19 protein-coding genes are annotated in these 20,373 nt (G+C 73.6%); 6 read left to right on the top strand and 13 right to left on the bottom strand.

What is annotated here, in order from left to right; all coding sequences use genetic code 11:
- Positions 1–3 precede the first annotated feature (3 nt).
- From AMK13_RS22695 to deoC, 4 genes are all read right to left on the bottom strand, one after another.
- Positions 4–414: a hypothetical protein gene (locus tag AMK13_RS22695; RefSeq protein ID WP_074003905.1), complete on the bottom strand. Its 411-nt coding sequence runs from the start codon at positions 412–414 to the stop codon at positions 4–6.
- Positions 415–672: 258 nt separating this feature from the next.
- Positions 673–1,575 (bottom strand): aldehyde dehydrogenase family protein, encoded by a 903-nt coding sequence (locus tag AMK13_RS22690; RefSeq protein WP_074003904.1) that lies wholly within the window; start codon positions 1,573–1,575, stop codon positions 673–675.
- On the bottom strand, positions 1,568–3,064 hold the full coding sequence (locus AMK13_RS22685) for an aldehyde dehydrogenase family protein (protein ID WP_074003903.1): 1,497 nt from the start codon (positions 3,062–3,064) through the stop codon (positions 1,568–1,570). Before AMK13_RS22685 ends, AMK13_RS22690 begins: the two co-directional genes overlap by 8 nt.
- A 5-nt stretch (positions 3,065–3,069) precedes the next feature.
- Positions 3,070–4,056 carry a deoxyribose-phosphate aldolase gene (gene deoC, locus AMK13_RS22680; RefSeq protein ID WP_079272367.1) on the bottom strand — a complete coding sequence of 329 codons (987 nt, stop codon included), beginning with the start codon at positions 4,054–4,056 and terminating at the stop codon, positions 3,070–3,072.
- 106 nt (positions 4,057–4,162) lie between these two features.
- Here deoC and AMK13_RS46005 point away from each other — a divergent pair, with 106 nt between their 5' ends.
- Complete coding sequence (locus AMK13_RS46005) at positions 4,163–4,843, top strand: PH domain-containing protein (RefSeq protein WP_049654090.1); 681 nt, start codon at positions 4,163–4,165, stop codon at positions 4,841–4,843.
- 68 nt (positions 4,844–4,911) lie between these two features.
- Here the strand turns inward: AMK13_RS46005 and AMK13_RS22670 are convergent, their stop codons facing one another.
- On the bottom strand, positions 4,912–6,636 hold the full coding sequence (locus AMK13_RS22670; RefSeq protein ID WP_074003902.1) for a phospho-sugar mutase: 1,725 nt from the start codon (positions 6,634–6,636) through the stop codon (positions 4,912–4,914).
- 190 nt (positions 6,637–6,826) lie between these two features.
- Positions 6,827–7,648 carry a purine-nucleoside phosphorylase gene (locus tag AMK13_RS22665; RefSeq protein WP_049654087.1) on the bottom strand — a complete coding sequence of 274 codons (822 nt, stop codon included), beginning with the start codon at positions 7,646–7,648 and terminating at the stop codon, positions 6,827–6,829.
- 328 nt (positions 7,649–7,976) lie between these two features.
- Here AMK13_RS22665 and AMK13_RS22660 point away from each other — a divergent pair, with 328 nt between their 5' ends.
- Positions 7,977–8,888, top strand: a complete 912-nt coding sequence (locus AMK13_RS22660; protein WP_074003901.1) for a hypothetical protein — start codon at positions 7,977–7,979, stop codon at positions 8,886–8,888.
- On the opposite strand, the gene AMK13_RS22655 is transcribed toward AMK13_RS22660, so the two are convergent.
- Positions 8,855–9,292, bottom strand: a complete 438-nt coding sequence (locus tag AMK13_RS22655) for a gamma-glutamylcyclotransferase (protein WP_049660023.1) — start codon at positions 9,290–9,292, stop codon at positions 8,855–8,857. The two genes, AMK13_RS22660 and AMK13_RS22655, sit on opposite strands and share 34 nt — an antisense overlap.
- A 99-nt stretch (positions 9,293–9,391) precedes the next feature.
- On the opposite strand from AMK13_RS22655, the gene AMK13_RS22650 reads away from it, so the two are divergent.
- Together AMK13_RS22650 and AMK13_RS22645 are read left to right on the top strand one after the other, a co-directional pair.
- Positions 9,392–10,846: an NAD(P)H-quinone dehydrogenase gene (locus AMK13_RS22650; RefSeq protein ID WP_049660024.1), complete on the top strand. Its 1,455-nt coding sequence runs from the start codon at positions 9,392–9,394 to the stop codon at positions 10,844–10,846.
- Between the two features lie 236 nt (positions 10,847–11,082).
- The gene (locus tag AMK13_RS22645) at positions 11,083–12,039 is read left to right on the top strand and encodes a DeoR/GlpR family DNA-binding transcription regulator (protein WP_241853005.1); all 957 of its coding nucleotides are present in this window, start codon (positions 11,083–11,085) and stop codon (positions 12,037–12,039) included.
- Between the two features lie 79 nt (positions 12,040–12,118).
- Here the strand turns inward: AMK13_RS22645 and AMK13_RS22640 are convergent, their stop codons facing one another.
- The 6 genes from AMK13_RS22640 to AMK13_RS22620 all read right to left on the bottom strand — a co-directional run bounded on the left by AMK13_RS22640 (position 12,119) and on the right by AMK13_RS22620 (position 17,699).
- Positions 12,119–13,894, bottom strand: a complete 1,776-nt coding sequence (locus tag AMK13_RS22640) for an acetyl/propionyl/methylcrotonyl-CoA carboxylase subunit alpha (protein ID WP_049655764.1) — start codon at positions 13,892–13,894, stop codon at positions 12,119–12,121.
- A gap of 236 nt (positions 13,895–14,130) precedes the next feature.
- Complete coding sequence (locus tag AMK13_RS22635) at positions 14,131–14,865, bottom strand: hypothetical protein (RefSeq protein WP_074003899.1); 735 nt, start codon at positions 14,863–14,865, stop codon at positions 14,131–14,133.
- Between the two features lie 67 nt (positions 14,866–14,932).
- Entirely contained in the window at positions 14,933–15,535 is a 603-nt protein-coding gene (locus AMK13_RS22630; protein WP_074003898.1) for a nucleoside triphosphate pyrophosphatase, read from the bottom strand.
- A 47-nt stretch (positions 15,536–15,582) separates the two neighbouring features.
- On the bottom strand, positions 15,583–15,723 hold the full coding sequence (gene mmpB, locus AMK13_RS44175; RefSeq protein WP_181970605.1) for a morphogenic membrane protein MmpB: 141 nt from the start codon (positions 15,721–15,723) through the stop codon (positions 15,583–15,585).
- 138 nt (positions 15,724–15,861) lie between these two features.
- Positions 15,862–16,080 (bottom strand): acyl-CoA carboxylase epsilon subunit, encoded by a 219-nt coding sequence (locus AMK13_RS22625; RefSeq protein ID WP_049655770.1) that lies wholly within the window; start codon positions 16,078–16,080, stop codon positions 15,862–15,864.
- Between the two features lie 29 nt (positions 16,081–16,109).
- Complete coding sequence (locus AMK13_RS22620; RefSeq protein WP_049655771.1) at positions 16,110–17,699, bottom strand: acyl-CoA carboxylase subunit beta; 1,590 nt, start codon at positions 17,697–17,699, stop codon at positions 16,110–16,112.
- Between the two features lie 233 nt (positions 17,700–17,932).
- Between AMK13_RS22620 and AMK13_RS22615 the strand changes: the two genes are divergently transcribed.
- Together AMK13_RS22615 and AMK13_RS22610 are read left to right on the top strand one after the other, a co-directional pair.
- Complete coding sequence (locus AMK13_RS22615; RefSeq protein WP_074003897.1) at positions 17,933–18,826, top strand: biotin--[acetyl-CoA-carboxylase] ligase; 894 nt, start codon at positions 17,933–17,935, stop codon at positions 18,824–18,826.
- A 173-nt stretch (positions 18,827–18,999) separates the two neighbouring features.
- Positions 19,000–20,124, top strand: coding sequence for an adenylate/guanylate cyclase domain-containing protein (locus tag AMK13_RS22610; protein WP_049655773.1), 1,125 nt, complete (start codon positions 19,000–19,002; stop codon positions 20,122–20,124).
- Positions 20,125–20,373: the final 249 nt, after the last annotated feature.

The following is a 20,373-nucleotide window of genomic DNA, read 5'->3' as shown; positions in this document are numbered from 1 at the left end:
CTTCTACCGCGCCCCTGGCTTCGACTGTGACGCCGGGTCGGCGAGGGCGACGTGGACCATCGGCAGGTAGCGGCTGTCCACCTGGAGGTAGACCGGTTCGTCGGCGCCGGGCGGCCGGTAGGCGGTGGCGGCCCAGTCCGGGCTGTGCCAGGTGTCGGGCTCGGGCTCGTGGAAGGTCCCGCCGGCGGGCAGTTCGCACCGGCCGGTGTCGCGGGTGACCAGGGCCACGGTGCCGGTGCCGGGCCTGATGCGCAGGCTGCCGTTGACGTAGTCGGGCTGCCGCTCGGACCGGGCCGAGCAGGGCACCCTGACCGGGCGGCCCGCGGCCAGCCGCCGCCTGGTGCGGGCCACGTGCCACGTGCGGTAGAAGCCGTCCGCGAACAGTGCCGTCAGCTCGCCGATGAACTCGCCCATGCGTCCCCCCGGTCGTTCCCCCGGCCGTCTCCGTCACCGGTGATTCTGGCCGGGCCGGTGGGGCGGGCGGGAGCGTCGAAAGTCGGCGGCGCGGGTGACGAAAGTCGACGGGCCGACGGCGGGAGCACCCCGGGAACGCCGACGGACCCGCGCCAGGGGGGGAGAGGCGCGGGTCCGTCCTGTGACCGTCCGGGCCCTGGGGGGGTGAGGGCACTGGGGACGGCCAGTCTGTGGAGTTGTTACCCGGAGTACCGGAGGTCAGATCCCCTTCGGGTGCCAGACCGTCTTCGTCTCCAGGAACGAGAGTAGCCGCTTTGTACCCGGCGCATTGGTCCAGTCCTGGGCGAACGGGTCCAGCGCCGGACGGACCACCCTCTTCAGGGTATCCGCGGCGGCCGCCTCCAGCGCGTACGCCGCGCCGGGACCGTCGGCGGCGATGGCCCCGGTGAGGTCCAGCGCGTTGACGTCCTGGTGCGAGGCCAGGGTGGGGGCGATGTCCGCGGTCCGGCCCGAGACGATGTTGACCACGCCGCCCGGGACGTCCGAGGTGGCCAGCACCTCGCCCAGCGACAGCGCGGGCAGCGGGGCGTCCGCGGCGGCCGCGACCACGACCGTGTTCCCGGTGGCGATCGCCGGGGCGATCACCGAGACCAGGCCGAGCAGCGAGTGCCCGTACCCGGCCTGCGGGGCGACGACCCCGACCACACCGGTCGGCTCCGGGGAGGAGAGGTTGAAGTACGGACCGGCGACCGGGTTGGCGCCGCCCGCGATCTGGGCGACCTTGTCGGTCCAGCCCGCGTACCAGACCCAGCGGTCGATCGCGGCGTCCACCAGCGCGGCGGCCTTCTTCGGGCCGATGCCCTCGGAGACGGCCACCTCGGCGGCGAACTGCTCGCGCCGGCCCTGGAGCATCTCGGCCACCCGGTACAGCACCTGGCCGCGGTTGTACGCGGTGGTGCCGGCCCAGCCCTTGACCGCCTTGCGGGCGGCCAGGACGGCGTCACGGGTGTCCTTGCGGGTGCCCAGCGGGGCGTTGGCGAGCCACTCGCCCTTGGAGTCGGTCACCTCGTACACCCGCCCGCTCTCGGAGCGCGGGAACTTCCCGCCGACGTACAGCTTGTAGGTCTTGAAGACGTCAAGACGCGTTGCGACATCAGACATCGAGGGCCTCGACATTCAGGTAGGGCTCCAGACCGTGGCGGCCACCCTCGCGGCCGTAGCCCGACTCCTTGTAGCCGCCGAACGGCGAGGTCGGGTCGAACTTGTTGAAGGTGTTGGCCCAGACCACGCCGGCCCTGAGGCGGTCCGCCATCCAGAGGATGCGCGAGCCCTTCTCCGTCCAGATGCCGGCGGAGAGGCCGTACGGGGTGTTGTTGGCCTTCTCGACCGCCTCGGCGGGGGTGCGGAAGGTCAGCACCGACAGGACCGGGCCGAAGATCTCCTCCTGGGCGATCCGGTGGGCCTGGCTGACGCCGGTGAACAGGGTCGGCTTGAACCAGAAGCCGGTGCCCGGGAGTTCGCACTCCGGCGACCAGCGCTCGGCGCCCTCGGCCTCGCCGGCGTCGGTCAGCGCGGTGATCCGGGCCAGCTGCGCGGCGGAGTTGATGGCGCCGATGTCGGTGTTCTTGTCCAGCGGGTCGCCGACCCGCAGGGTGCCCATCCGGCGCTTCAGGGCGTCCAGCAGCTCGTCCTGGACGGACTCCTGGACCAGCAGGCGCGAACCGGCGCAGCAGACGTGGCCCTGGTTGAAGAAGATGCCGTTGACGATGCCCTCGACGGCCTGGTCGATCGGCGCGTCGTCGAAGACGATGTTCGCGGCCTTGCCGCCCAGCTCCAGCGAGAGCTTCTTGCGGGTGCCGGCCAGCTGCTTGGCGATGGCGCGGCCGACCGGGGTGGAGCCGGTGAACGCGACCTTGTTGACGTCCGGGTGGGAGGTCAGCGCGGCGCCGGTGCGGCCGTCGCCGGTGACGATGTTGACGACGCCCTTCGGCAGACCGGCCTGGCGGCAGATCTCGGCGAAGCGCAGCGCGGTCAGCGGGGTGGTCTCGGCCGGCTTCAGGACGACCGTGTTGCCGGTCGCCAGCGCGGGCGCGATCTTCCACGCCAGCATCAGCAGCGGGAAGTTCCACGGGATGACCTGGCCGGCCACGCCCAGCGGCTTCGGGTTGGGACCGAAGCCGGCGTAGTCCAGCTTGTCGGCCCAGCCCGCGTAGTAGAAGAAGTGGGCGGCGACCAGCGGCAGGTCGACGTCGCGGGTCTCGCGGATCGGCTTGCCGTTGTCGATCGACTCCAGCACGGCCAGCTCGCGGCTGCGCTCCTGGATGATCCGGGCGATCCGGAACAGGTACTTGGCGCGCTCGCTGCCGGGCAGCGCCGACCAGTCGGCGAAGGCCTTGCGGGCGGCGGCGACCGCGCGGTCCACGTCCTCCTCGGTGCCCTGGGCGAACTCGGCGAGCACCTGCTCGGTGGCCGGGTTGACCGTCTTCAGGGCCTCGTTGCCGGAGGAGTCGACGAACTCGCCGCCGATGAAGTGGCCGTAGGAGGTGGCGATGTCGCCCGCGGCGGCCGGCGACTCGGGGGCCGGGGCGTAGGCGAAGAGGCCGCCGGCGGGCTTGGCCACGGGCTCCTCGGTGTTCTTCTTCTTGGCCATGGTGATCAGTCCACCGTCACGTAGTCGGGGCCGGAGTAGCGGCCGGTGGCCAGCTTCTGGCGCTGCATCAGCAGGTCGTTGAGCAGGCTGGAGGCGCCGAAGCGGAACCAGTGCTGGGTCAGCCAGTCGTCGCCGAGGGTCTCGTTGACCATCACCAGGTACTTCATGGCGTCCTTGGTGGTGCGGATGCCGCCGGCGGGCTTGACGCCGACCTGGACGCCGGTGGCCGCGCGGAAGTCGCGGACCGCCTCCAGCATCAGCAGGGTGACCGGCGGGGTCGCGTTGACGGCGACCTTCCCGGTGGAGGTCTTGATGAAGTCGGCGCCGGCCAGCATCGCCAGCCAGGAGACCCGGCGGACGTTGTCGTAGGTCTGGAGCTCGCCGGTCTCGAAGATCACCTTGAGGTGGGCGGAGCTGCCGTCGGGGCGCTTGCACGCCTCCTTGACGGCCACGATCTCGTTGAAGACGTCGAGGTAGCGGCCGGAGAGGAAGGCACCGCGGTCGATCACCATGTCGATCTCGTCGGCGCCCGCGGCCACCGCGTCGGCGGTGTCGGCGAGCTTGACCGGGAGGGCGGCGCGGCCGGCCGGGAAGGCGGTGGCCACGGAGGCGACCTGGATGTCGGTGCCCTCCAGGGCGGCCTTCGCGGTGGCGACCATGTCCGGGTAGACGCAGATGGCGGCGACGCGGGGGGTGGTCGGGTCGGTCGGGTCGGGGGTCCTGCCCTTGGCGCACAGTGCGCGCACCTTGCCGACCGTGTCCGCGCCCTCCAGCGTGGTCAGGTCGATCATCGAGATCGCCAGGTCGATGGCGTACGCCTTCGCCGTGGTCTTGATCGAGCGGGTACCGAGAGCGGCGGCACGCGCCTCCAGGCCGACCTGGTCGACGCCGGGCAGGCCGTGCAGGAACCGGCGGAGCGAGGCCTCGGACGCAGCAACGTCCTGAAGGCCGCTGCCCGCAACGCCGAGGGCATTGGCTGCAACAGTGGACATAGTCACCAGAGCAGCATATCTACGCGCGTAGTGGGCCGCCAGGGCACCTGCCATTCGTGGCCGGACCGAGACCTCAGGGTGAGGGGCATGGGGCAGAATCGTCGACATGACCGATTCCGACGGCAAGCCCGGCCAGGGCCCCGCCGCCCCCGACGGGGAGCCCGAGTACGCGGACCGCGTGTACCGCTCTGTCCCCGGTGTGATCTCCGGAGTGCTGCTGCTGGTGGTCGCCGCCTGGCTGATCGGCGACGCGGTGGTGAGCGGGACGGGCAAGACGCCGTACGTCTCGCTCGCCGCGGTGCCGGTGTTCGCCTTCCCGGTGATCGCGTACACGCTGCGCCCGGCCGTGACGGCCGGCCGCGACCGGCTGGTGGTGCGCAACCCGTGGCGGACCGTCGTCGCGCCGTGGGCCTCGGTGGACGCGCTGCGCGCGGGGTACTCGGTCGAGCTGCTCGCGGGCGGGAAGAAGTTCCAGGTCTGGGCGGTGCCGGTATCGCTGCGGCAGCGCAAGCGGGCCACCCGGGCGCAGAACCCCAGCGCCGCCGAGCACGCCTCCCGGACCGGCCTGGGGCTGGGGATGGCCAAGCGGACCAACCCGGTCGTCCAGGGCTCGCCCGACCCCACCCGCGCCTGGTCCGACCAGGTCACCGCCGTCCTCCAGGAGCTGGCCGAGCGCAACGCCGCCCGCCCCGCCGCCGCGGGCCCGGTCGAGGTCCGCTGGTGCTGGTGGGTCATCGCCCCCACCCTGCTCGGCCTGGTCGCGCTGATCACCGTCATCGCGGTCTGACACCGCGGAAACGTCACGGAGGGGCCCGCCGGTCACGACCGGCGGGCCCCTCCACGTGTGCGCGGGGATCAGGCGGTGATGCCCGCCGCGTCGGCGAGGTCCCGCTTGACGGTGGCGAGCAGGGCGGCGGCGCGCTCGCGGACCGGGGCCAGGTCGGCGGCCGAGGCGACCGGGAGGACGACCTCCAGGTAGCACTTGAGCTTGGGCTCGGTGCCGGAGGGGCGGACCACGATGCGGGCGGAGCGGACGCCCTCGCCGGCCAGGTAGTAGCGCAGGCCGTCGGTGGGCGGCAGCTCGGCGGAGCCGGCCGACAGGTCGTCGGCGCGGGTCACCCGGAGGCCGGCCAGCACGGTCGGCGGCTGCTCGCGCAGGCGGCGCATGGCGTCGGCGATCAGCGAGAGGTCCTGGACCCGGACGGAGAGCTGGTCGGTGGCGTGCAGGCCGTGCTCCAGCGCCAGGTCGTCCAGCAGGTCGGACAGGGTGCGGCCGGACTTCTTGAGCGTGGCGGCCAGCTCGGCGACCAGCAGGGCGGCGGTGATGCCGTCCTTGTCCCGGACGCCCTGCGGGTCGACGCAGTAGCCGAGCGCCTCCTCGTAGCCGTAGCGCAGGCCCTGGGCGCGGGAGATCCACTTGAAGCCGGTCAGCGTCTCGGCGTAGCCCAGGCCCGCGGCCTCGGCGATCCGGCCGAGCAGGGTGGCGGAGACGATGGTGGTGGCGAAGGTGCCCTCGGCCTTCTTCGCGACCAGGGCCGAGCCGAGCAGCGCGCCGACCTCGTCGCCGCGCAGCATCCGCCAGCCGGAGGTGCCGTTGCCGGCGCCGGCCGCGTTGCCGTTGACGGGGACGGCCACCGCGCAGCGGTCGGCGTCCGGGTCGTTGGCGATCACGATGTCCGGGCCGACGGTGGCGGCGGTGCGGAAGGCGAGGTCCATCGCCCCCGGCTCCTCCGGGTTGGGGAAGGCCACGGTCGGGAAGTCCGGGTCGGGCTCGGCCTGCTCGGCGACCACGGTGGGCGCGGGGAAGCCGGCCCGGCGGAACGCGGCGACCAGGGTGTCGCGGCCGACGCCGTGCATCGGGGTGTAGACCACCTCCAGGTCGCGCGGGCCGTGCTCGTCGACGATGGAGACGGCCCGGTCCAGGTAGGCCTCGATGACCTCCTCGCCGAGCACCTCCCAGCCCGACGCGGCGCGCGGGACGTCGTCCAGCGAGCCGATCGCGTCGATCCTGGCGGCGATCCCGGCGTCGGCCGGCGGGACGATCTGCGAGCCGTCGCCCAGGTAGACCTTGTAGCCGTTGTCCTGCGGCGGGTTGTGGCTGGCGGTGACGGTGACGCCGGCGGCCGCGCCCAGGTGGCGGACGGCGAAGGCGAGCACCGGGGTCGGCAGCGGGCGCGGCAGCAGCGCGGCGCGCAGGCCGGCGCCGACCACCACGGCCGCGGTGTCGCGGGCGAAGTCGTACGACTTGTGGCGGGCGTCGTAGCCGATGACGACCAGGTCGCCCAGGCCCTGCTGCTTGACGTACGCGACCAGGCCGGCGGCGGCCCGGATCACCACGGCGCGGTTCATCCGCATCGGACCGGCACCGAGCTCGCCGCGCAGGCCGGCGGTGCCGAACTGGAGCCGGTCGGAGAAGCGCTCGGCGAGCTCCGCCCAGGCGAGCTTGCCGTCGGTCTCGACCTCCGGGGCCTCGGCCCGGGCCAGCAGGGCGGCGAGCTCCTCGCGGGTCTGCGGGTCGGGGTCCTCGGCCAGCCAGGTCCGGGCCCGGGCGAGGAGGTCGGTGGTGGGTGCCTGCGTCATGCCAGCTCCATGGGGACGTGCGTCGGTGTGTCGGCCGGAGGTTCCGCTGTGGGTCGGGAGGGTTCCGCTGGGACCGGAGGGTTCCGCAAGGAAGGGGGTCGCGCATGCGGACGGGGCCCACGGGAGGGCGTGATCAGCGGATCACGCCGCCCGTGGGCCCCGTCAGTCATGATTCTGCGCCCGCCGGGCGTCAGATCCGCTCAAGGACCTTCGCCAGCAGCTCGCCCATGCGCTCGGCGGAGGCCTTGCCGGCCTCCAGCACCTCGGCGTGGTTGAGCGGCTCGCCGGTCATGCCGGCGGCCAGGTTGGTGACCAGGGAGATGCCGAGCACCTCGCTGCCGGCCTCGCGGGCGGCGATGGCCTCCAGGGTGGTGGACATGCCGACCAGCTCGCCGCCGATGACCCGGGCCATGTTGACCTCGGCCGGGGTCTCGTAGTGCGGGCCGCGGAACTGGACGTAGACGGCCTCGTCCAGGGACGGGTCGATCTCGCGGCAGAGCTCGCGCAGGCGCTTGGAGTACAGGTCGGTGAGGTCGACGAAGTTCGCGCCGACGATCGGGGAGTCCGCCGTCAGGTTGATGTGGTCGCTGATCAGGACCGGCTGACCCGGGGTCCAGCCCTGGCGCAGGCCGCCACAGCCGTTGGTCAGCACGATGATGCCGCAGCCGGCCGCGGCGGCGGTGCGCACGCCGTGGACGACGGTGGCCACGCCGTGGCCCTCGTAGTAGTGGTTGCGGCCGAGGAAGATCAGGGCGCGCTTGTCGCCGATCTTCACCGAACGGATCGTGCCGGCGTGGCCGGCGACGGCGGGGGCGGGGAAGCCCGGGAGCTCGGTGACCGGGAACTCGGCCACGGTCTCGCCCAGGGCGTCGGCGGCCGGCACCCAGCCGGAGCCCATCACCAGGGCGACGTCGTGCCGCTCGGCACCGGTCAGCTCGCGCAGGCGCTCGGCGGCGGCCTGGGCGGCGGCGTAGGGGTCGGCGGAGACGACCGACTGAGGAGAAGCGTTCACGGGTCAGAGGATAGACGGGTTTCGGCTACGCGCGTAGAAATTCAGCCGCGGCATGCCGGATCGTTACCCGGTTGACCCGAAAACACAGCTCGGTGACGCTTTTCGGGTGAGCGGGCCGTCGGATCGCACACAACCCGGGTGCCGCGCCGGGCCTTTCCCTCCGGGCGGTCGCTTCGTGCGCGTGCCGTCGTGGCCCGTTTCCCGGCGGGCCGGTCCGGGGTCGGCGGCGTTACGGTGACGGTCGGGGCCCGAGGGGCCGAGGGGGCCGATCCTTCGTCGCCGGTCCGGTCCGCGGCTCCGGCGGGGTACCAGGACGGGGTCGACCGCCATGGGGAACACGGACAGCCGGTACCCGCCGCCCGCGGCGCCGCCCGGGCCCGCGCCGGTGGACCTGGCGGCCCGGGTGGACGCGTTCACCGCGGACTTCTTCCCGAGCGGCCGGTACACCGTGCCGGGCGCGGCCCAGCGCCGGGCGGTGGCCGACGGCGTGCTCGGCGCGCTGGACGGCCGGACCGGGGAGGCCGAACGGGCGCTGGCCCGGGCCGGGTACCGGATCACCGGGTTCACCGAGGCCGTGACCGGCCGCCCGGTCACCGAGATCGCCGAGACCGCTGCCGACGACGACGGCAGCGGGGACGGCCGCGGCTGGGGCCGGGTCTACCTGGACCGCTCGGTCCGCCCCGCCTGGTCCGTACAGGTGCCCCACCCGGCCTCGGACGTCCGCACCGAGGCGCTCGGGGTGGAGCTGTTCCGGGCCGTGCCGGGCGGCGTGCTGGTGCTCGCCGGGGCGCACCGCCGGGCCGGGGCGGACGGCTCCTCGGACGTCGCGCACCGCAGCGACACCGTCTTCGCCGCCGTGGTCGAGGCGCTCACCCTGCGCGGCCTGCCCGGCATCCAGCTGCACGGCTTCGGCGCGGCCAGCCTGCCCGGTCGGGACGCGGTGGTCTCCAGCGGCGCCGGGCGGCCGGGCCCGGCCGCCGAGCTGACCGCCGCGGGGCTCGGCGGGGCCGGCCTGGTGGTCCGCCGGGCCTGGCGGGAGCCGGGTGCGCGGCTGGCCGGCGCCACCAACGTGGCCGGCCTGTTCGCGGCCGGGCTCGGGGTGCCGTGGCTGCACGTCGAACTGGCGTACGGGGTGCGCGCCGACCCGGCCCGGCGCGCGGCGGTGGCGCGGGTGCTCGCGGAGACCGTGCGCGGCTGGGACGCGGATCAGCAGGGGCGGCGGCGCAGGTCCATCACGTAGTCGTGCGGGGCGCCGGCGCTCTCCGCGGCGTCGGCGACCAGGCCGAGGTAGCGGGCCGCGGGCAGGCCGCCCTCGTAGTCGTTGAGCACGTACGTCCAGACCGGGATGTCCCCGTCCAGGGTCTGCGCGCGCAGCTTGATCTTGCGGTAGATGCCGAGCTGGACGCCCTCCCAGCGGTCCAGGCCCTCCTCGTCCATCGGCGCGACGTCGTACAGCGAGACGAAGACCTGGTCCTTCTCGTCCTCGACCACGGTGGCCAGCGAGCCCTCCCAACCCAGCTGCTCGCCACCGAAGGTGAGCCGCCATCCGGCTAGCCACCCCGTGCCGCGCAGCGGGGAGTGCGGGGCTCGGCGGGTCATCTGCCGGGCATCGAGGTTGGTGGCATACGCGGCGTAAAGGGGCATGGGGGCCAGGGTAGCCCGGGCGGCGGGCGGGCCGGGGCGACTGGACGAACGTACGGGAGCCCCGACCCCGGCGTGGCGGCGCCGCGGGCGTGCGGGACAATGGGGAACGTGACTCGGATCGTGATCATCGGTGGCGGACCCGGCGGCTACGAGGCGGCCCTGGTCGCCGCACAGCTCGGCGCGGAGGTGACCGTCGTCGACACCGACGGTCTGGGCGGATCGGCGGTGCTCACGGACTGCGTTCCGTCGAAGACCCTGATCGCGACCGCGGAGGTGATGACCACCTTCGACAGCTCGTACGAGGAGCTGGGCATCCTGGTCGCGGACGACACCCCGCCCGTCGAGCAGGCGGCCCGGGTGATCGGCGTGGACCTGGGCAAGGTCAACCGCCGTGTGAAGCGCCTGGCGATCGCGCAGTCCCACGACATCACCCAGTCCGTCACCCGGGCCGGCGTCACCGTGCTGCGCGGCCGCGGCCGGCTCGGCACCGGCGGGCAGGCCGTGGACGGCTCCCGCGAGGTGCTGGTGGACGCGCCCGACGGCACCGTGCAGTCGCTGCACGCCGACGCGGTGCTGATCGCCACCGGCGCCCACCCGCGCGAGCTGCCGGACGCCCAGCCGGACGGCGAGCGGATCCTCACCTGGACCCAGGTGTACGACCTGGAGGAGCTGCCCCGCGAGCTGATCGTGGTCGGCTCCGGTGTGACCGGCGCCGAGTTCGCCGGCGCGTACCAGGCGCTCGGCTCCAAGGTGACCCTGGTGTCCAGCCGCGACCGGGTGCTGCCGGGCGAGGACCCGGACGCCGCCGAGGTGCTGGAGGACGTCTTCCGCCGCCGCGGCATGAACGTCATGGGCCGCTCGCGCGCCGAGAGCGTCAAGCGGATCGGCGACCGGGTCGAGGTCATGCTGGCCGACGGCAAGGTGATCGAGGGCACCCACTGCCTGATGGCGGTCGGCTCCGTCCCCAACACCTCCGAGATGGGCCTGGAGGAGGCCGGGGTCAAGCTCAACGACTGGGGCCAGATCCAGGTCGACCGGGTCTCCCGCACCACCGCCCCCGGCGTGTACGCGGCGGGCGACTGCACCGGCGTCTTCATGCTCGCCTCGGTGGCGGCCATGCAGGGCCGGATCGCGATGTACCACGCGCTCGGCGACGCGGTGCAGCCGCTGAACCTCAAGACCGTGGCCTCCAACGTCTTCACCGACCCGGAGATCGCCACCGTCGGCTACACGGCGGCCGACGTGGAGTGCGGCAAGATGGACGCCGTCGTGGTCAAGCTCCCGCTGCGCGGCAACCCGCGGGCGAAGATGCAGGGCATCCGGGACGGCTTCGTGAAGCTGTTCTGCCGCCCGGGCACCGGCATCGTGGTCGGCGGCGTGGTCGTCGCCCCGCGGGCCAGCGAGCTGATCCACCCGATCTCGCTCGCGGTGGACGCCAATCTGACGGTCGAACAGGTGGCCAGCGCCTTCACCGTCTACCCGTCCGTCTCCGGCTCGACCGCCGAGGCCGCCCGGCAGCTGCACATCCGCAAGCGGGTCGACGGCGAATCCTGAGCGTCCGGCGCACAGTTGAGGGCGGTTGCCGATCGGCGACCGCCCTTCGCGCGGGCATGGCCGTCACCCGGACGGCGGGCGCAGTTCCGGGCCATTGACGGCGCGTATTCTACGGTCACGCGCCGCTCGTGCGTGAGCAATTCCCGCTACTAGCTGCAAACGCCTGAAAGCAGACGGTCACGCAGGTTACCGTCGGTTCTGTGTTTGCAGCAGAACGTCGCCAGTTGATCCTCGAAATGGTGCGCGCCAACGGAGCCGTCTCGCTCCGGGAGTTGGCCCGCGTCGTCCAGACCTCCGAAGTGACCGTGCGCCGTGACGTGCGGGCGCTGGAGGCAGAAGGGCTCCTCGACCGCCGGCACGGCGGCGCGGTGCTCCCCGGCGGCTTCAGCCGCGAACCCGGATACCCGCAGAAGACCCACCTGTCCGCGGCGGAGAAGAGCGCCATCGCGGACTTCGCCGCCGGCCTGGTGGAGGAGGGGGACGCGGTGGTGGTCGGCGCCGGCACCACCACCCAGGAGCTGGCCCGCCGGCTGGCCCGGGTGCCCGGGCTGACGGTGGTCACCAACTCGCTGCTGGTCGCCCAGGCCCTGGCGCACGCCAACCGGGTCGAGGTGGTGATGACCGGCGGCACCCTGCGCGGCTCCAACTACGCGCTGGTGGGCAGCGGCGCGGAGCAGTCCCTGCAGGGGTTGAGGGTCAACAAGGCCTTCATCTCCGGCAGCGGTCTGACGGCCGAGCGCGGGCTGTCGACGGCGAACATGCTGTCCGCGAGCGTGGACCGGGCCATGGTGCTGGCGGCCGCCGAGGTGATCGTCCTCGCCGACCACACCAAGCTCGGCGCGGCCGGCATGTTCCAGACCGTCGCCACCGAGACCATCACCCGCCTGGTCACCGACGAGCAGGCCACCGCGGACGACAGCACCGTCCGCGAGCTGGACGCGCTCGCCGACTGCGGGGTGCAGGTCGACCTGGCCCCGCTGGGCGCCGGACCGGGCGGTGACGCCCCGGTGCACGGCACCGGCAGCGGCCCGATGCACCAGCCCCAGCCCGGCCCGATGGCCCGCCGCGGCGGCCCGCCCCCCGGCGGCGCCCCGCTGCCCGGCCAGCGCCGCCCCGGCGCGCACGGCGGGCCCGTCGCCCCGGGCGGCATGCCGGCCAGGCTGGCCGAACTGGGCCTGCCGCGCGGGCGCTGAGCCCGTACGGTCCGCGGAAACGGGACCGGTCCGCACACCCCCGAGGGGCGTACGGACCGGTCCGGGGTCAGGGACGGTGTCAGTCCTTGATCTCGCAGAGCGCGGCGCCGCTGCTGACGCTCGCGCCGACCTCGGCCTTGAGGCCGGTGACGGTGCCCGCCTTGTGGGCGTTCAGCGGCTGCTCCATCTTCATCGCCTCCAGGACCACGATCAGCTCGCCCTCGGCGACGACCTGGCCCTCCTCCACGGCGACCTTGACGATGGTGCCCTGCATCGGCGAGGCCAGGGTGTCGCCGCTGACGGCCGAGCCGGCCTTCTTGGCGCCCACCCGGCGCTTGGCCTTGGCGGAGCCCGCGGCACCGGCCGCCGGGGCCGCCGTGACGCCCAGCGAGGACGGCAGCGAGACCTCGATCCGCTTGCCGCCGACCTCGACCACCACGGTCTCCCGGGTCTCGGCCTCCTCGCCGTCACCAGCCGCGCCGGCGAACGGCGGGATGGTGTTGTCGAACTCGGTCTCGATCCACCGGGTGAAGACCGTGAACGGCCCGTCGCCGCCGTGCACCTCGGGCGCGAACGCCGGGTCGGTGACGACCGCCCGGTGGAACGGGATGGCGGTGGCCATGCCCTCCACCTTGAACTCGGCCAGCGCGCGGCGGGCCCGCTCCAGGGCCTGCTTGCGGTCGCGGCCGCTGACGACCAGCTTGGCCAGCAGCGAGTCCCAGGCCGGGCCGATGACCGAGCCGGTCTCCACGCCCGAGTCCAGGCGCACGCCCGGGCCGGACGGCGGGGCGAACAGCGTCACGGTGCCGGGCGCGGGCAGGAAGTTCCGGCCCGGGTCCTCGCCGTTGATGCGGAACTCGAAGGAGTGGCCGCGCACCTCGGGGTCGCCGTAGCCGAGCTCCTCGCCGTCGGCGATCCGGAACATCTCGCGGACCAGGTCGAGGCCGGTGACCTCCTCGGTGACCGGGTGCTCCACCTGGAGACGGGTGTTGACCTCCAGGAAGGAGATCGTGCCGTCCAGCGCGACCAGGAACTCGCAGGTCCCGGCGCCCTCGTAGCCGGCCTCCTTCAGGATGGCCTTGGACGCCCGGTACAGCTCGGCGTTCTGCTCGGCGGTCAGGAACGGCGCGGGCGCCTCCTCGACCAGCTTCTGGTGGCGGCGCTGGAGCGAGCAGTCACGGGTGGAGACGACCACCACGTTGCCGTGCTTGTCGGCCAGGCACTGGGTCTCCACGTGCCGCGGGTTGTCCAGGTAGCGCTCGACGAAGCACTCGCCGCGGCCGAAGGCGGCGACGGCCTCGCGCACCGCGGACTCGTACAGCTCGGGGATCTCCTCCAGCGTGCGGGCGACCTTGAGGCCGCGTCCGCCGCCGCCGAAGGCCGCCTTGATGGCGACCGGCAGGCCGTGCTCCCGGGCAAAGACGACGACCTCGTCGGCGCCCGAGACCGGGTCCGGCGTGCCGGCCACCAGCGGGGCACCGGCCCGCTGGGCGACGTGCCGGGCGGTCACCTTGTCGCCGAGGTCGCGGATGGCCTGCGGCGGCGGGCCGATCCAGATCAGACCCGCGTCGAGGACGGCCTGGGCGAAGTCGGCGTTCTCCGACAGGAACCCGTAGCCGGGGTGGACGGCGTCCGCACCGGAGTCGGCGGCCGCCTTGAGGACCTTGGCGATGTCCAGGTAGCTGGTAGCGGGGGTGTCACCGCCCAGCGCGTAAGCCTCGTCGGCCGCGCGGACGTGCAGCGCATCCCGGTCCGGCTCGGCGTAGACGGCGACGCTGGCGATACCGGCGTCCGAGCAGGCACGGGCGACGCGGACAGCGATTTCCCCGCGGTTGGCGATGAGCACCTTGCGCACTGTGGCTCCCTTCTTGAACCTCGTTGAGTTTATGGATTCCTGGGCAGTACCGGCGAGTAGCCCCGGGTTGTGAACTATCCCACACGCTCGGTGATGGGTTTTCCGGGCCCGCGGGCGGCCCCGTGGACGACGTCGCAGGTCGGCGCCGGTCCGCCCGGATCGGCGGGGGCCACAGCGGGTGACCGGCCCGCGGCGCGGCGGGAGGGTGGCATGGGCCACAGTCTCGCGCGGGCCGCTCAAGCGGTGCCGGAGCGGGCGGCGGGCCGCCGCAGCGCCTCGGCCGTCACGTCGGCCGCCACCTCGACCATGTCCGGCCCGTACGCCTCCGGGTTGACCACCCGCAGGACGAGCGCGAAGGTGCCGTCCTGCCCGTGCCTCCGGGCGAGTTCGCGGTGGTGCGCGACCAGGTAGCGCACCCCGGCCTGGTTGGCGGTGCCGGTCTGGCCGGAGACCAGGAACACCGGGCGGCCGCCGTCCGGGGTGGCGATCCGGGCGAGCAGGACGTGCGTCTCGTCCGGGCCGGCGGTGAAGTCCCGCTCGCCCACCACGAGGACGTTGCTGCCCGGGCCCGGCCCCGAGGTGATCAGCACGCCCGGCAGGCCCCAGGCGAGATGGGCGGCCATCCGCTCGTTGCTGACCGGACCGCCCAGGCACAGCTCGGTCTTGGCGCCCAGGCCGCGGTGCGCGGCGTCGTGGGCCACCAGCTCGGGCCGCGCCCCGCACTCCTCGACCAGCCCGGCCAGCCACATCAGCGCGTACGCGTCGCGCCGGGTCACGGTGTGGGCGTGCGAGCCCGTCCCGATGCTGCGCGGCACCACGATCAGGCACTCGCTGCCGCCCGGCAGTCCGAAGAACGCCCGCACCCGTTCGACCCTGCGGCGCCGCCGCAGCGCCTGGGCGAGCCAGCCGAGGCCGGCGCTGATCGCGCTGGCCACCAGGCCGAGCACCACGTTGAGCACGCTGTCGGTCATCTGCCGCGTCCCCTCCCCCCGTTCGAACGCCGGTCAGCTTAGGGGCACCGCCGCGGTGTTCGGGAGGTCAGTTCGCCCACAGATCCGTGATGCGCACGTCGAGGTCGGCGAGCAGCCGGCGCAGCAGCGGCAGGGAGAGGCCGATGACGTTGCCCGGGTCGCCGTCGATGCCGTCGATGAAGGGCGCGGAGCGGCCGTCCAGGGTGAACGCCCCGGCCACGTACAGCGGTTCGCCGGAGGCCACGTACGCGGCGATCTCGGCGTCGTCCGGGGTGCCGAAGCGGACGGTGGTGGAGGCGGTGGCCGAGGACTGCCGGCCGGTCGCGGTGTCGATCACGCAGTGGCCGGTGCGCAGCACGCCGGAACGCCCGCGCATCGACTGCCAGCGGGCCAGCGCCTCGGTGGCGTCGGCGGGCTTGCCGAGGGCCCGGCCGTCCAGTTCCAGGACGGAGTCGCAGCCGATCACCAGCTCGCCGTCGGCGAGTTCGGCGGCGACGGCCTTCGCCTTGGCCTCGGCCAGGACGAGGGCGAGCTCGGCGGGGGTGGCGGCGGTGATCGCGTCCTCGTCGACGCCGCTGACCACCACGCGCGGGTCGAGGCCCGCCTGGCGCAGCAGCCCGAGGCGGGCGGGGGAGGCGGAGGCGAGGACGAGGGGGCGCTGGTCGGTCATGTCCACCAGCGTAGGGGGTGCCGGTGTCCGCCGTTCGGGTGAACGGCTCAGGTGAAGGAGCGGGAGATCATGATCAGCACGGCGCCGACCAGCACGAGGGCGGCGAGCACCTTGCCGGCCCGCTGCATCCGCTCCTGCATCCGACGGGCCTCGGGCGAGGGCTCGTCACGGGGGTCTGACCAGAGCACCCGTCCAGAGTGCGCCGCGCGGGGGTGCGGGCGCCTGAGTATCCGTACTCAGGTTTCGGGCAAAGCGGGCGCCGGGCGCCCGGTACGGCACGGAGGGGGAGGGCGGCGGGGCCGTCCTCCCCCTCCACGCCGCGCAGTTCAGTGCGCCCAGCCCGAGGTCCGCCAGGCGTTCGGGCCCGGACGGGCGGCGAGACGGAGCCGGCGGGCGCGGTCGCCCCAGGGGGAGTCCGGGCCGGCGCCGGCCCTGCGGGCCGCCTCGGCGGCGGCCTGTGCGGCGGCGGCCCGGGCCTGGACCACCGCCAGGACGGTGGCCAGCTCCTCGGGGGTCGGCTGCCCGTGCAGCACGTGGATCGACATGGCTGGTTCTCTCCCGACAGGGACGGGGCCTACAGGGGGATGTTGCCGTGCTTCTTCGGCGGCAGCACCTCACGCTTGCCGCGCAGCGCCCGCAGGCCGCGGACGATGTGCCGGCGGGTCTCGCTCGGCGCGATCACCGCGTCCACGTAGCCGCGTTCGGCGGCCAGGTAGGGGTTCAGCAGGGTTTCCTCGTACGAGGCGATCAGCTCGGCCCGCTTCTCCTCGGCGGTGCCGGCCGCCTCGGCCTCGGCGATCTCCCGGCGGTGCAGGATGTTGACCGCGCCCTGCGCGCCCATCACGGCGATCTGCGCGGTCGGCCAGGCCAGGTTGAGGTCGGCGCCCAGGTGCTTGGAGCCCATGACGTCGTAGGCGCCGCCGAAGGCCTTGCGGGTGATCACGGTGATCAGCGGGACGGTGGCCTCGGCGTAGGCGTAGATCAGCTTGGCGCCGCGCCGGATGATGCCGTCCCACTCCTGCTCGGTGCCGGGCAGGAAGCCGGGCACGTCCACGAAGGTCAGCACCGGGACGTTGAAGGAGTCGCAGGTGCGGATGAAGCGGGCGGCCTTCTCGCTGGCGTTGATGTCCAGGCAGCCGGCCAGGTCCATCGGCTGGCTGCCGACGATGCCGACGGACTGGCCCTCGACCCGGCCGAAGCCGGTGATGATGTTGCCCGCGAACAGCGGCTGGGTCTCCAGGAACTCGCCGTCGTCGACGATGTGCTCGATCACCTTGCGCATGTCGTACGGCTGGTTCGCCGAGTCCGGCACGATGGTGTCGAGTTCGAGGTCCTGCGCTGTGACGGTGAGGTCGGCCTGCTCGGGGTAGGACGGCGGGTCGCTCAGGTTGTTGGAGGGCAGGTACGAGAGCAGGCTCTTGACGTACTCGATCGCCTCCTTCTCGTCCGCGGCCAGGTAGTGGGCGTTGCCCGACTTGGTGTTGTGGGTGCGCGCGCCGCCCAGCTCCTCCATCGCGACGTCCTCGCCGGTGACGGTCTTGATCACGTCGGGGCCGGTGATGAACATGTGCGAGGTCCGGTCGGCCATCACCACGAAGTCGGTGATCGCGGGGGAGTACACCGCGCCGCCCGCGCAGGGGCCCATGATCAGCGAGATCTGCGGGATGACGCCGGAGGCGTGCACGTTGCGGCGGAAGATCTCGCCGTACAGGCCGAGCGAGACCACGCCCTCCTGGATCCGGGCGCCGCCGGAGTCGTTGATGCCGATGACCGGGCAGCCGGTCTTCAGCGCGAAGTCCATCACCTTGACGATCTTCTCGCCGAAGACCTCGCCGAGCGAGCCGCCGAAGACGGTGAAGTCCTGGGCGAACACGGCGACCTGGCGGCCGTCCACGGTGCCGTAGCCGGTCACCACGCCGTCGCCGTACGGCCGGTTCCTCTCCTGGCCGAAGTTGGTCGAGCGGTGCCGGGCGAACTCGTCGAACTCCACGAAGGAGTCCTCGTCCAGCAGTTCCACGACCCGTTCGCGGGCGGTCAGCTTGCCCTTGGCGTGCTGCTTCTCCACGGCCTTGGACGAGCCGGAGTGCACCGCCTCGTCCAGCCTGCGCCGCAGGTCGGCGAGCTTGCCGGCGGTGGTGTGGGGGTCGTACGGCGCCTCGGTCATCCGGTGGCTCTCCCTGATCCATGGCCGCGACCTGTTTCGAGTGCGCGCGGGGCCGGGTGGTGGGCCCGCGCATGAGGGCAGGGCGGCGCTACGAACTACCGCTGGGTAGCGTAGCCAGCGCGGAGGGCTGTCCGGCACGTCCCGGCGTCATGACCATCGACACAGTTCTGTTGACGGGTGTTCTGCGGGACGATGGGGCGGCCTACGTCCCGGACCCGCTCTAGGGTTTTCCCATGACCGCACCCGAGACCCCCCGCCGCAGCGGACTGCGCGGCTTCGGCCACGCCGGACCGTCGCCCTGGACCGACCTGGACCGTCCGCCGCTGGACGAGGAGGCGCTGCGCCGCGACCTGCTCGTCCCGGGCGGCCTGTGGACCTCCCTGGACGTCGTCGCCGAGACCGGCTCCACCAACAGCGACCTCGCCGCCCGGGCCGCGGCGGGCGCCGGGCAGGGCGCGGTGCTGGTGGCCGAGGCGCAGAGCGCCGCCCGCGGCCGGCTGGACCGGCGGTGGACCGCCCCGCCCCGCTCCGGGCTGTTCCTGTCCCTGCTGCTGCGCCCCGAGGAGGTGCCGGTCGAGCGGTACGGCTGGCTGCCGATCCTGGTCGGGGTGGCCGCGGCCAGCACGCTGGGCCGGGTCGCCGGGGTCGAGGTCGGGCTGAAGTGGCCCAACGACCTCCAGACGGAGATCGACGGCGCGGAGCGCAAGCTCGGCGGCGTCCTCACCGAGCTGGCCGGCGGCGCGGTGGTGGTCGGCATGGGCCTCAACGTCTCGCTGCGCGCGGAGGAGCTGCCCGTCCCCACCGCGGCCTCGCTCGCGCTGGCCGGCGCCACGACCACCGACCGGGGCACCCTGCTGCGCGCCCTGCTGCGCGAACTCGCCGAGCTGTACCGGGAGTGGACGGCCGCCGCGGGCGACCCGCACGCCAGCGACCTGCTGCGCGCCTACGTGGACCGCTGCACCACGCTCGGCCGCCAGGTGAAGGTGCACCTGCCGGGCGACCGCGAGCTGGTCGGCGAGGCCGTCGCGGTGGACGGCGACGGGCGGCTGGTGGTCCGCACACCCGACGGCGTACGCCGGGCGGTCGGCGCGGGCGACGTCGTCCACGTACGCCCCGAGCCCCGCTGAACGGCACTCTTCACCTCTCCTTGACCCGGGCTGATGCCCCGGATCCGACGATTCCGTGCGAACATTCCACCTGGCAGCGGTGTGAGGCGCGCCACTGCCCGCCCGGGTGGCGGAGTGCGCGCCCGGACAGGTAGGACACGAGGCGAGTGCGGCGATCGCACGGGGACGGACCGGTGGCAGAGGACGGCAGCAGCGGCGCGACGGCGGGCAGCAACGACCCCACGGTCGCGCTCGAACTGGAGCGCCTGATCCTGGACGCGCCGCGCCGCTACACCCCGTACCAGGCCGCGCGCGCCGCCGACGTCCCGATGGAGCTGGCCACCCGCTTCTGGCGCGCCATGGGCTTCCCGGACATCGGGCAGTCCCGGGCGCTCACCGACGGCGACGTGATCGCGCTGCGGCGGCTGGCCGGCCTGGTCGAGTCCGGGCTGCTCAGCGAGTCGATGGCGATCCAGGTGGCCCGCTCCACCGGCCAGACCACGGCCCGGCTGGCCGGCTGGCAGATGGACACCTTCCTGGAGAACCTCACCCAGGCCGTCGAGCCCGGGCTGACCCGCGCCGACGTCGCGTACCCGCTGGTCGAGCTGCTGCTGCCGGAGCTGGAGCAGTTCCTGGTGTACGTCTGGCGGCGCCAGCTGGCGGCCGTCACCGGCCGGGTGGTGCAGGCCGCCGAGGACCACGAGATCACCAGCGGGCGGCTCGCCGTCGGCTTCGCCGACCTGGTCGGCTTCACCCGGCTGTCCCGGCGGCTGGAGGAGGAGGAGCTCGGCGAGCTGGTCGAGACCTTCGAGAACACCTGCTCGGACCTGATCGCCGGCCAGGGCGGCCGGGTGATCAAGACGCTCGGCGACGAGATCCTCTACGTCTCCGAGGACCCGGCGACCGCCGCCGAGATCGCGCTGAGCCTGATCGAGGCGCTGGCCGGGGACGACACCATCCCGCCGCTGCGGGTCGGCATGGCCTTCGGCACGGTCACCTCGCGGATGGGCGACGTCTTCGGCACCACCGTCAACCTGGCGAGCCGGCTCACCTCGATCGCGCCCAAGGACGCGGTGCTGATCGACGGCGAGTTCGCCGCCGCGCTGGAGCAGAACGGCAGCGTCGCCCCGGCCGACGCGGAGGGGCCCGGCCTGGCCGAGGCACTGTCGGCCGCGGCCGGGATGCCCGCCTCCGGGCTGCCGATCCCGGGACCGGACGCCGGGGCGCGGTTCCACCTGCAGCCGATGTGGCGGCGGCCGGTGCGGGGGCTCGGCCTGGTCGAGCCGTGGCTGCTCACCCGGCGGCTGAAGGCCGAGTAGCGCCCGCACGCGGGGCCGTACGCGGCGGTGGCCGTAGGCGGGTGGTGGCCGTACGCGGGTGGCGCGCGTACGGCGGGCCCGTGCGGGGAAGACGCATCCGGTGGACGTACGGGGACGCGCGCTTCGGCCGTGCGCGGGCAGACGCATGCGGTGACGGCGTTCGTGGGCACGCTTCCCCACGGCGGACGGGCGGTTGCGGGTGCTGAACGGTTGAAACCCGTACGTTCTGCTGCGGGTCCGCCCGGGCAA

The sequence above is a fragment of the Streptomyces sp. CB02056 genome (assembly GCF_001905545.1).
Lineage (GTDB): Bacteria > Actinomycetota > Actinomycetes > Streptomycetales > Streptomycetaceae > Kitasatospora.
This window is presented reverse-complemented; position numbering and strand designations above follow the sequence as displayed.